Source organism: Vibrio sp. SCSIO 43137, assembly GCF_028201475.1.
Lineage (GTDB): Bacteria > Pseudomonadota > Gammaproteobacteria > Enterobacterales > Vibrionaceae > Vibrio.
This window is the reverse complement of sequence record NZ_CP116383.1, coordinates 142,814-154,584: the sequence shown is the minus strand read 5'-3', so window position 1 is coordinate 154,584 and position 11,771 is coordinate 142,814. Positions and strand designations below refer to the sequence as shown.

General features: G+C 34.7%; 10 protein-coding genes. All 10 read right to left on the bottom strand.

Translation table 11 applies throughout. The features are described from left to right. Positions 1–35: 35 nt before the first annotated feature. The 10 genes from gmd to PK654_RS00665 all read right to left on the bottom strand — a co-directional run bounded on the left by gmd (position 36) and on the right by PK654_RS00665 (position 11,739). The gene (gene gmd / locus PK654_RS00710; RefSeq protein WP_271697038.1) at positions 36–1,070 is read right to left on the bottom strand and encodes a GDP-mannose 4,6-dehydratase; all 1,035 of its coding nucleotides are present in this window, start codon (positions 1,068–1,070) and stop codon (positions 36–38) included. 311 nt (positions 1,071–1,381) lie between these two features. Then, positions 1,382–2,599, bottom strand: a complete 1,218-nt coding sequence (locus PK654_RS00705) for a glycosyltransferase (RefSeq protein WP_271697037.1) — start codon at positions 2,597–2,599, stop codon at positions 1,382–1,384. Positions 2,600–2,609: 10 nt separating this feature from the next. Next, a complete protein-coding gene (locus PK654_RS00700) occupies positions 2,610–3,968 on the bottom strand; it encodes a glycosyltransferase (RefSeq protein WP_271697036.1) in 1,359 nt (452 codons plus the stop codon). Continuing rightward, positions 3,968–5,401: an HAD family hydrolase gene (locus PK654_RS00695; RefSeq protein ID WP_271697035.1), complete on the bottom strand. Its 1,434-nt coding sequence runs from the start codon at positions 5,399–5,401 to the stop codon at positions 3,968–3,970. Before PK654_RS00695 ends, PK654_RS00700 begins: the two co-directional genes overlap by 1 nt. Beyond that, positions 5,388–6,647, bottom strand: coding sequence for a hypothetical protein (locus tag PK654_RS00690; RefSeq protein ID WP_271697034.1), 1,260 nt, complete (start codon positions 6,645–6,647; stop codon positions 5,388–5,390). Before PK654_RS00690 ends, PK654_RS00695 begins: the two co-directional genes overlap by 14 nt. After that, the gene (locus PK654_RS00685; protein WP_271697033.1) at positions 6,644–8,032 is read right to left on the bottom strand and encodes an FkbM family methyltransferase; all 1,389 of its coding nucleotides are present in this window, start codon (positions 8,030–8,032) and stop codon (positions 6,644–6,646) included. The genes PK654_RS00690 and PK654_RS00685 overlap by 4 nt, the downstream gene beginning before the upstream one ends. A gap of 1 nt (position 8,033) precedes the next feature. Continuing rightward, positions 8,034–9,275 (bottom strand): ABC transporter ATP-binding protein, encoded by a 1,242-nt coding sequence (locus tag PK654_RS00680; RefSeq protein WP_271697032.1) that lies wholly within the window; start codon positions 9,273–9,275, stop codon positions 8,034–8,036. Between the two features lie 2 nt (positions 9,276–9,277). After that, positions 9,278–10,105: an ABC transporter permease gene (locus PK654_RS00675; RefSeq protein ID WP_271697031.1), complete on the bottom strand. Its 828-nt coding sequence runs from the start codon at positions 10,103–10,105 to the stop codon at positions 9,278–9,280. Beyond that, positions 10,092–10,805, bottom strand: a complete 714-nt coding sequence (locus tag PK654_RS00670; protein WP_271697030.1) for a 6-hydroxymethylpterin diphosphokinase MptE-like protein — start codon at positions 10,803–10,805, stop codon at positions 10,092–10,094. The genes PK654_RS00675 and PK654_RS00670 overlap by 14 nt, the downstream gene beginning before the upstream one ends. Before the next feature lie 268 nt (positions 10,806–11,073). Next, on the bottom strand, positions 11,074–11,739 hold the full coding sequence (locus PK654_RS00665) for an acylneuraminate cytidylyltransferase family protein (RefSeq protein WP_271697029.1): 666 nt from the start codon (positions 11,737–11,739) through the stop codon (positions 11,074–11,076). Between the last annotated feature and the right edge of the window lie 32 nt (positions 11,740–11,771).

Sequence of the window (11,771 nt, the reverse complement as noted above, 5' to 3'; positions counted from 1 at the left end):
CTGCTGCCATCAATCTTATAAACTAACAACTAAAATTAGAACGAGAACCCTTGCTCGTTGCGTCGAAGGTCAGCTTCAACCATCATCGCACAGAGTTCTTCAAGTGTGGTAGTCGGCTCCCAACCAAGCTCTCTCTTCGCTTTTTCTGGATTACCAATCAACAGATCGACCTCTGCTGGACGGTAGAATTTGGGATTAACCTTAACAACTACTTTACCTGTAGCCTTATCAGTAGCGGTCTCATTTTCTTCCAAACCACTCCACTCTAACTCGATACCTGCTGCTTTGAATGCCATAGTAACAAAATCACGAACCGTTTCTGTACGGTTTGTTGCAAGTACGTATGTATCAGGTTTGTCAGCTTGAAGCATACGCCACATGCCTTCAACATAATCTTTAGCAAAGCCCCAGTCGCGCTTAGCATCCATATTACCTAGCTCAAGTACGTCTAACTTTCCGAGTTTAATTTTCGCTACAGTGTCTGTAATTTTACGGGTAACAAATTCTTGACCACGAAGCGGAGATTCATGGTTAAACAAAATGCCGCTTGCCGCAAAAATATCGTAAGACTCTCGATAATTGACCACCATCCAATGGGCATATAGTTTAGCCACTCCATAAGGACTACGTGGGTAGAAAGGTGTAGACTCACGCTGCGGAATCTCTTGAACCTTTCCGAACATCTCGGAAGTGGATGCTTGATAGAAGCGAATTTTCGGATTAACTATGCGAATTGCTTCAAGCAGGTTAACAGGACCGAGACCTGTGATTTCTGCTGTTGTTAATGGCTGGTCAAATGATACGCCTACAAAGCTTTGAGCCGCTAGGTTATAAACTTCATCCGCACCGCTTTCTTGAAGAAGTCGAATGCTTCCTGACAAATCTGTCAAGTCACATTCTACTAAATTTAAATTAGGATGATTTTTGAGACCTAACTCTTCAATTCTCCAAAAATTTACGGAACTCGTACGACGATAGGTGCCACATACCTCATAACCAAGTTCTAGAAGAAGCTCTGCAAGGTAAGCTGCATCTTGACCAGTAATTCCTGTTATAACTGCTTTTTTCATGTAAATTCTACTCTACTTAAATACACCCCATGTTGTTCGGCCAGACATGTAAATTTATAATCATTAAACCTAACAAATGGCAATAACGTGCGCCGAAACAGGCTGAGGGATCAAACAATGCTCACTAATGGTGCGCTTCATCTACACATAACTCTAATAACACTCAAAACTAACAATAAGATCACTAAAAAGTACATAACTTAGATAGAAGAGTCCGACATTGTGATATCTTTTTGTTGAAATCTGGAATATTAGTTCTTGGTTACAATCTGTAATCAACATCAAAAGCGCACCATTTAGCTTAATCAAAGTTACAGAAGACTCTTAAATACCTCTTTTCCAGTAAATCTACTTTTAGAAAGATCTACAGCACAATCATGTAAACGCTCCCAAAGGTGTTTATCGTTCATCAACCTAAGTATCTTTTGACCAAAATCCAACCAGTCATTTGCAATTAAAAACGCTTGATTATTATATTCTTGCAATCCATCCACACCTTCTTCAAAAGTGACCATCGGTAAACCAACACACATTGACTCGACAGATTTAATCTTAAGGCCAGTTCCTAAAAAGGCCGGATTGATAGTTATAGAAGCTTGTGCCATTAGGTTGTTTAATTCAGAGTTTTCGACTCTTCCCTTAAATTCAACATTTAAATAGTCGCCTTTGAAGTGGTCACATATTGTACCACAAACAATCATTCTAATCTCATTGTCCAAGTGGTATATCGATGGCCACACTCTACTTAAAAACTGCTCAAAGCCCAACTTGTTCAAGTTATTTCCACTTGCAGCGATAAAGATAACTTTATTATTAAAATTAGCTTTACTAACAATATTATCTTGGAAAAAATCGAATGCGTTGTACTCACATAAAACAGTGTTTTTTACTCCGATTCCTTCAAAGTAATCGAATTCACTTTGTGATATTGCAAGAACCTTATCCGCATAGTTCAAACAGTTCGCTTCTATTGATGGACTACAAGCTCGATAAGAGGTATCAATATCGTACTCATAAGCTTGATAATCAATAGTTGACAACGCGTCATGTGTGACAACGATAGACTTAGCTTCGCCGCAAGCCTCTTTCAGCTCTTTGACAACCCTTAACGTATAAATATAATTACAAACTATATATTCATAATCATTATCTTCAAGCAATTTTTTAGATTGCAAAACCATATCATCACTAATGTATTCGAAAGGATGAAAATGATTTGCCGCGTAAAATATCTCTCGCCTAATATCCTCGTTATATCCCTGAAAATATTTAGCATTTAGAAGTTTCTTTATTTCTTGTCTATTTTGGTATTTTTCTTTTGAGGGATAGTCTTTAGGTTTAACATTATATACTTTAACTTTATCTCCAAAATGGTCATCTACCATTCTTCGGTCGTAACCGGTTTGAAAAAGCGCATCAACTTGGAAACCCTGAGAGACGAAGTAATCCATAATACTTAAAGTATAGACTCTGTTGCCTTGATCGTTCGGAAAAGGTGGAACTATAGTAAGAAACAGTATTTTTTTCATATTTTAAAGCTCAACCTTTTATTTTATGATAGATTTTAGTTAATTTCCGATACGCGTTCTCCGGCAATAACGTTTTTAGTATTGCTTTAAACACTTTGAAAAGAAATGATAGTAAATCAAGATCACCAGATTTGAACTTTTGGTATTCATTTCTAAGTAAAACATATTGCTTTTCACCTAAAATATTTTTACATTTTTCTTTTAGTGCTGTGGATGTTTCGACCACATGTCTCGGGGCAACCTTAATAGAGGATGTATCATTAAGCTCTTTTGGAAGTGGTAATGTAGAAACTTTACGAATTACACGATCTATATTTCCAACCATTGAGTCAAACGATGCGATCTCTGAAATATCACTATGATAATCCTGTTCTTCTCTTTCTAAAGCTACAGCTATTTCACGTTTGAATTTGGACCAATCACCTAATTTAACCATATCAATTCTGGGCGATGTTTCCTCTATTACCGGAATTCTAAACGCTACACACGCTGTATTAAGATATTGTGCTTCGATTGGAGGGTAGCCAAAACCTTCGAAAAAAGACGGAAAAAGTACCAACTTAGCCCGCTTTATCTCGATGAACTTATTTTTGTCATCCAGCGTACGTTTATACTCAACATTTATACCAAACTCTTGTGCCTTGTTTTCTATCTCTGACTTGATGTCTGAAGGCACATCACCTGAACCCAAAATCAAAATGAATGAATGTCCCCTCATTTCCTCGCAAAATAGATCGGGAATATTGTAACTTCCCTTGTGATCCGACAAAGTAAATCGAGCTGTCATTATAATTCTTTTTTCTTTTTTTATTTCATCATCAAAGTAAACTTGATCAGCAACTTGAGAATTAATAGATGGATAACAGAATTCAAAAACCGATGACTGTGGTATATTCTTATAAAATAGTTTCGCGTATTTCATTCCTTCTTTACTACTAGACAAGATACAAGAGCTATACCTAGACATCATTACCCAATTATCCCAGAGAGATTCATTTCTTTGGATTACTGAATATTTGTTAAACCAATTTGGAGACTCAAAATTAATAAGTACTAAATGAGCCTTTTTTTTACTGGCGAATTTAATTGTGTTCTTATAAAAAGTATTATCTGCATCCATACCAGGAATGAAAAATACTATATCAATATCTTCTTCGCATCGTAAGTCGTAAAATTGATCATCTATAATTCGCAAATCTACATTCTTATGGTCTTTATAAGTGACAAAATCATTAGCGAATATAGGTTTTGCATTAGAAAAATATATAAGCTTATGGTTCTTAGCTATGGCCTCAGCTAAAATCCATGCATGATACCTACCACCGGAATATGAACCTTCTGGGTTCCTACCTACAACTACAATGTTCATTACGATCCTTTCAACTTTCTATATAAAACTTGTGGTAACTTAACGAAAAATTTCGCGGAGTTTCGATATCCCCCCAAGTCTCTGGTAATACTTCTTTGTAATAGCCAGCATAATATAAGTGCGAATTGCACTGTAAATAATTCTTCAATAGCAACCAGTTTTGAAACCAACAAAACCAACATTAAAATTATAAAGACCAACATTCTATGATTTTGCCTTTTAAATATTTTTGTATTGCCACCAAAACGGTAAATATGATAGTTCGTTGTTTGTCTCATCACCTGAGAAAAAAGAAGTACAAGACCAATTGGGTTCAATTTAAAAAATAAAGTATAGCTGAAAGTTTTAAATAGTTGTAAAAAAGGAAATATGTATATTCTATTTATGGGCTTTATGGAATTAAAAATTCTGAACGTAAAGAACAGCGCAATTAAAGTAATCAACCATTGGACGTAGTTTGTTATGAAACTTTCAGTTAAAAAATAAACACCTATAGCTGACGTTGAAAGCGCCCAGAGAATTCCATATTTATAAATAGGATAATTTATATACTCTTTTTGCTTACCTGATAGTGAAGGTTTATCTTCATTCTCGCTTGCCTTAAAATCATTTTCGTAATATCCCATCTCATAAACAATAAAAAACGATATAAACAAGAAAACTACAGAAAGAATATCTAATGGCATGAATAAACCATACGCTAAAATAAGAACAACTAGATCTTCGCCTATGTGCTGATTCCACAGTATATTCTTAACAACATATTTACATTTTGCAGTGTACTTAAACGGAATATACACATTATGAAAGTTAACAGGAGACTGTTTCCTCCAAATCAAGAGAAATGAACGTTCAAAATAATCTAATAACTCTGAGTCATCTTTAGAATCCGTAACAAATAGACAATTTTCTTTATCCCCTTCCTCTAGAAACGGTTCTATGTAATAGAGTTTACCTCTCCTTCGGATATTTTTCGGATTAAGCAAAATTTTAGAACAAATGAGTTCATAATCTATTCCCATGTGTTTTAATAGAGGCTCGATAATTTCTTTATGTCCGAAAGAAATTATTATGTATTTCCGATTTTCTTTTGATTCATTTAATAAAAGCTCTTCATTCAATAATTCTCTTGCAAAGTATTTTGCTGTTCGATACTTCCATCTAAAATAGGAAAGAGGGAATAGGTAAATTCCGATTACGGTTTTTATGTAATCTTCCCAGATGAAACGATCAATTTTAAACCTATCAAAAACAATGTTAAGAAAATAGAATATCAAACATACTAACCACCGAGGCCTAATAGAGTTGAAATACAAATTGGTAGAATTATCTAAGAAAAGAGTATTATCAAAATCATAAATTACCTTTTTGGTGCTTCCAGAATGTTCTTCTAAAAAACTCTTTAGCTCATCCGGATTTTCAGAATACTGCATTTAATAACCTCTTTAAAAAGTTTCTTTTATCATGGATGTTATTGCTTATAAATTCATGTGCGCTAAACAGTTCTTTTCCTGATAAAGTAATCATATATTCTTTCATCATATAACCAACAAAGTAATATAAGTTATCAAGCTTTTCATTAAAATACCGCATATTATATGCACTTATTACGCAAGTTTCGATATCTTCTGGTCGTATCGCTTCGTATGCGATTCCTTTTCCGTATATGATATCTACTGATAGAGATATTAAAGGTTTTTTGTTTGCCAACGCAATCAATCCTAAGCCACTACCACTAGAAGCAACAATATCTGAATACTCAATAAGGTATTTATAGTCATAGTCAATGACAAAAATATTTTCAATATCTTCTAGATCATAGCTCCAACCAATAAATGAGGGATGCGGCTTAAATATCACTATAGCATTACTTTGCTTAGCTATCATTTTGGCAGCATCAAAGCTATTCCTATAATTGGGCAGTGTTTTCTTTCTATCTTCGTGCTCGCATGGGAAAAATCCAATAGTGCCGTCATCTGGTGGAAACATAACAACAATAGGCTTATCCGCTTGCTTCGCTAGATCTTTTAATACCTGAAGTTGTAAAAAAGTTTCTTCACTCTTATTCTGTGCATACTTCTCATTGTCGCCGAACTGTAGGTTTTGTATGAAGTCTTTACCAATATCAAAATGTGATTGTGTTAAACCTAACTCATCAAAAGTCTTGTTAGCTATAACAGAATGTCCAAGCAACCCGCCTTTCTCTAAATACCATGTATTAGGGAAATTCCCCCTCTCGATTAGAAAGGTTTCTATCCCCTTTGAGTTGCACATGTCATTGAGAATTCCGCTATGAGGACATAAATTGTTCCAGCTAAAGAAAACGTCAATATTCATGTTCAAAAGTATGTAGTAGCTATTGTACACGACAACATCATATAGAAATTCTATATCAGAATTAGTTTGCTTCACCAACTTTTGCATTCTCGGTAACCATTTAGCTTTGTCTACCAGTTTATGCGCATCTTCCTTTTGTGAGTTGCTTAGTTTCTCCCCAAATCGTTCCCACTGGGCTATATCCCAACTCATTTGTATGTAGTTTTTAAACTCTCGTTTATAGATACATGACCAGAAATGGACTTTAAATCCTCTTGAGTTAAGTGCTTTTTCAACTTCCTTAAAAAAAGTAAGATCATTATCATTTATCGGTGCTAGATTACTTACAATTGCATTTTTCATTTTGTAACTACTTTGTTCTTACAGAAAATTGATGCACTATAAAGGTAGCCTTTATCATTCAAATATTTCATAGGTCTATATTTCGTGCCTCTACTGTAACTGTAAGACTTCGTCACATTCACGTCAAACCCAGCGTCTTCGAGTATCGTTATAATCCGACCGAGTCTAGGATCATCAATTAAGTGATGATACTCGCAGAAAAGATAATTTACATTGCCGAGTAAATGTTTAGATTCTTCTAATACCTCTAACTCCGCGCCTTCAATATCAAGTTTCAAGAAATCAACTTTATTTTCTAAATAGGTGCTAAGTCGCTTACAAGTCACTTTTTCTTCGTTCATAGTCCCATCTGGTACCTTTCGGCGGTCTGTCAGCGAACCAGCCATAGAGTCATCGTTCGGAACTTGGAACGTCATTTCAGTATCCTCTTTCCATAACGCATAAGGTTCCAAAGTTACGTTACTCCAGTTGTTACTGTCGATGTTATTTTGTAGCACATTTCTCATTGAAGATAACGGCTCAAATGAAATTATTCTTGAGTTTGGATACATCTTTTTATAGTAGAACAAAGATAATCCAAAGTTACTACCACAATCTATTATAAGTGGATTATCACTTTCTGACTCGAAAAAGTAATCTTCCGTAATCAATAATTCGTTCATTAATATCATAAGAGAATTTGGATCATACAACCTTAACTTATTATCACCTAGCTTTACACATCCATCGCTATAAAAGAACTGTTCCAATACATCGAAACTTCTATTTTCGGCACGTCTTACTTCATCAAAATGCTGATTTTCTGAATAGTCATTACATAATAAACTCTTATATTCTAACGCACTAGAAAACAAAGAGACCATGTCATTTAGATTAACCACGCTACCATTAGAGATAAAGACTTTCTTCTCTGTATCATTTAGTAACTTTGTTAATGCCTTCTTATTACTAAATAATGCCCAACTAAGAAAAACAACGCTTTGTCTATTAACTACTATTTTGTCCGAGAATTCTACAATATCACTACCAACAATTTGGTGATTAGTTAATAGGCAGCTATTATCAAACTTGACGAACCCTTTCTCAGCTGAGTTAATTTTGGTCTTGTCTAGCAATATGTATTCTTGATTATCGACTCGCTCTTCATTAACCTTCCAGTAGTTTGATAATAGTATAGCATCATCAAATATCACGGTGTCTTTGCTGACGGATTCAACTCTCGATTTTCTTAGTAAAAGATACTCCTTCGTGTCTACAACACTTGAGTTATTTTTACCGTTATCGAAAACAACAACCTTTTTATTAAACTTTGACAATACTATGTTAATCAGGGAAAAAATGCCGTGAGTCGACCTAGAGAGTACTTTAGCAAAAATGTTTCTCATTTTAGATTTCCTGATATTCATGATTTAGTGTGACAACTCCCCAATGCATCATTTCACTATGCTTAGTCACCAAGAATTCCTTAACTACATTTCTGTACAGATATCCATGTCCTTCATGAATTGGCATTACGATCACATACTCATTTGGATTAAGCGACAAGTTGTCAATTCGTAATTTACAGTGAACTTTTCCATCGTTAACATGTTTGATTATATCTCCATTAAGGGTAGATATAGTTGTCATAAGTAACCCATCTTTTCGGTAGAAGTTAATAGAAACATTTAGATCTTCAACTTTTTGACTCAATTCAAAGCTGTACTCTAGAAAGATTGTATCGTTTGTTCTACACGTACTAAGTTCATTGCCAGACTCATCTAATATCTTAAATTTGAAGTTGCTAATCTTATCAAAATCAGGGTAGATAGAGCCATATAGCATAGGCGAATCGTTCTTTTTAGGAGAAGACCTTTCAAGTTTCTTGACAGCTAATTCATCCATGTGATTTAGATATTTAGTCACCACTTCTTTGGACTTTCCGTATTCTATGATATTGCCTTTATCCATCCACACGGCGACATCACACAGTTGCGTAACTTGTGTGTGACTGTGGGAAACTAAGATTATGGACATCCCTTCCTTCTTCAGTTGATGCATCTTCATAAAACACTTGTTTTGAAATGCGTAATCGCCTACAGAGAGAATTTCATCTACAAGTAAGAGGTCAGGCTTTAGGTGAATAGCAACAGAAAAACCTAGTCTCGCATACATACCCGAACTATATGTTTCTACCGGACTATCAATAAACTCCTCTATTTCAGAAAACTCAATTATTTCATCAATAATCTTCTGCGTTTCGTGATAATTCAATCCTATTAACGAAGCGGAGTTATAGATATTTTCTCTACCAGAAAGCTTGTTTTCAAACCCTGCGCCCAAGGCTATTAAAGCTTGGACTTTGCCGTCTATCGTAATCCGGCCCCTTGTAGGTTTTATTAGACCGGCTATCATTTTTAACAAGGTCGTTTTACCACAACCGTTTCTACCAATAAGAGCAATGCTTTGCCCTTTCTCTAATGAGAAACTAACGTTATTAACAGCATAAAATTCATCTTTTCTCAGAGAAGTACTCTGGTTTAGACCTTTAAGCTCTGTAAACAGGTCCTTGATACCATAGTCTAGATGGGAGCTCGAGTTCTTAGAATACTTCTTTATTATGTTTTCAACTTTTACAATTGATGCCATGCCTATACTCTCTCAACCAAAAGTTTTAATGTTAAATGAAAGATGTACCAGGCCACAAAAAGAAGCAAAAAAATAGCAATTATGACAGATAAAAAACCTGCCAGATGTACTTCATAGCCTAGGCCGACATACCGCATATTTTCAAATAGGTGGACGAGTGGGTTATATGTTCCGATAACGCTTAGAATACCTTCTTTCGGTAACGGAAATAACACAGCACTTGTAAAAAATAAAGCTCGGAGCAATATTTTAACAAAACTTCCAACATCACTATTCAACGTATTGAATGGTGTCAGAATCAAGCCCATGGCTAGACCTGCCAGAATTATCAATGGGAATAGAAAAAGAAACTTAAGCATACCGACCAAATCAAAGGTTGAGGTAATTGCGGAAAAAATTGCTATAGCACATATTACAAATATAGCATTAAAACTCATTCGAAATATTATTGACATAACGAGTGCTTCTGCAGAAACATTAATTTGTGACAAAAGAGTTTTTGAACGATTAACTATATCGATAGATTGTAGCAATGTGTCATTAAAGATCTGCCACATCAAAAGACCATAAATAACGAATATTGAATAACTCATCGTTAAATCATCTGTATTTATGAACTTTGAACGGTGAAGAAAAATAAAAACCGTAGCCAAAGAAACCGGTTCTAAGAAATCCCATATAAGACCTATATAGGACTTAGAGTACTTGCTTTTAATGTCCTTCTTGGCAAGTCTATATGCAATATAACGATCTCCAATAACATTCCTTGTCATGTTTTTGATATTGTCGACAAAACCAACTCTAACCGACTTTGAATCATAAACAATCATTTAAATTCATCCTCTCTATATTATCTAGCTTCGTTCTTCTAGAGCAGTTAACAATATAACCATCTCGTTCTCTTAAATATTTATCACATGCCTTGAAAGCCAATTCAATATTTTCACTAACTGGAGGATGCCACTTTCTTCCACTTCTATAGTCCTTAATAAAGTGGTTACTACCACCTTTTACCATTCCATCATTGCTTTTAATATCATGTTTGAAATTATGATCCACTCCATAAAGATATATCTTCTTCATACCCATAAAATAAGCCATTTGAATGGCTGCGATGACGGATGAGTCTCCTGTGGAGATTCTATTAAAAGGCGTTTTTTGAAACAGAAATGGTATTCTATTCTTTATGTAAAATGATATATACTCACCCTCTAAAGCGTTCCTATTGTTCATCCCAAAAAACACTGTTGCATCGTTTCTGTTATCAATAATGTCTTGACCAAAGTCTTTAATCATTTGAGGGTCGATCGACATAATAAAGTCGGGACGGAAAAATTCCAATTCTAGCTGTTCGTAAGCTAGATAAAAACGATTAAAGGTAAATATTACCTTACCTGAATTTTGTATTAACTTTAAGTCATTAACCTCTACACTAGGTCCATTACCCACAATTATACATTCGGAATCACCATACATATTCCTAAATGAGTTTAAGGCAAGTAAATTCCTTAACTCTCTTATAATTCTCATATCCGTTCTCACAAAAACATTTACTACAATATAAAAGGCCACTTATGCTTTCAATTTTACAATGGATATTATGTTGATCTAATAAGTAGTGGAACGAGCTTATATATAAATATACCAACCCCTAAACCTTAGCTTAAATAAAACGCAGAGCAACTCGCAACCAAACCAAACATTATTAAGGACTATAACCATCAGTCTCAGAGAGAGTAATTATAGTCCGCACCTAGTTTTAGTAATGAGATATACGATTCGAATATACTCCAGTTCATCACTTCACTGTTAAATCATATAAAGCCTCAGCTATATCAAGATCTTCTTGGGTCTTGATGATATGGCCTGCAAGTCTATCAATAGGAAAATACGCAACATTTCCACTATATGTTGCACATTTTTTACTGTCATAAGCTTCGATATAACTATTTCTTTTCCAACCAGTGATACTCCATGTAATTCTTTGAACTGGTTTGAGGTCTTGAGAATTTGTTTTAGCGTCATATGAAAAATTTACTGGAGAATTTTCATACGCACATTCTATTTGAACATTATCAACACTCAGCAGTGCGTCTGCGCTTCCTTTTTCTAATTCTGACACAAAATTTTGCGTGTCAACAACACTGAGAAGTGGAGCAATACTATGTAACTGTACAACGTAATCACACTGGTGCTCCTTTAAGAATTGGTAAACAAAGTCTTCACTTGTAGCATTATTATCTGCAAGTTCCTTGGGACGTTTGTGAAAGTTGACACCCTCTTGTTCAGCAATATCGGCAAATACTTCGGCCTCACTGTTAACCCATATTTCATCAAATACGCCACTAATCTTTGCTTTTCTTATAGCATGAACAATTAGAGGAACCCCTTTAAAAGGTTGTAGATTTTTATGTTTAAGCCTTTGGCTACCCAATCTAGCAGGTATCATCGCTATAATCTTCATATATAAAACCAACGTTAATTAAATATCAAACT

Excerpts from the sequence above, each read along its gene's own strand:
- gmd (WP_271697038.1), bottom strand. The coding sequence starts at position 1,070 with ATGAAAAAAGCAGTTATAACAGGAATTACTGGTCAAGATGCAGCTTAC.
- PK654_RS00705 (WP_271697037.1), bottom strand. The coding sequence starts at position 2,599 with ATGAAAAAAATACTGTTTCTTACTATAGTTCCACCTTTTCCGAACGAT.
- PK654_RS00700 (WP_271697036.1), bottom strand. The coding sequence starts at position 3,968 with ATGAACATTGTAGTTGTAGGTAGGAACCCAGAAGGTTCATATTCCGGT.
- PK654_RS00695 (WP_271697035.1), bottom strand. The coding sequence starts at position 5,401 with ATGCAGTATTCTGAAAATCCGGATGAGCTAAAGAGTTTTTTAGAAGAA.
- PK654_RS00690 (WP_271697034.1), bottom strand. The coding sequence starts at position 6,647 with ATGAAAAATGCAATTGTAAGTAATCTAGCACCGATAAATGATAATGAT.
- PK654_RS00685 (WP_271697033.1), bottom strand. The coding sequence starts at position 8,032 with ATGAGAAACATTTTTGCTAAAGTACTCTCTAGGTCGACTCACGGCATT.
- PK654_RS00680 (WP_271697032.1), bottom strand. The coding sequence starts at position 9,275 with ATGGCATCAATTGTAAAAGTTGAAAACATAATAAAGAAGTATTCTAAG.
- PK654_RS00675 (WP_271697031.1), bottom strand. The coding sequence starts at position 10,105 with ATGATTGTTTATGATTCAAAGTCGGTTAGAGTTGGTTTTGTCGACAAT.
- PK654_RS00670 (WP_271697030.1), bottom strand. The coding sequence starts at position 10,805 with ATGAGAATTATAAGAGAGTTAAGGAATTTACTTGCCTTAAACTCATTT.
- PK654_RS00665 (WP_271697029.1), bottom strand. The coding sequence starts at position 11,739 with ATGAAGATTATAGCGATGATACCTGCTAGATTGGGTAGCCAAAGGCTT.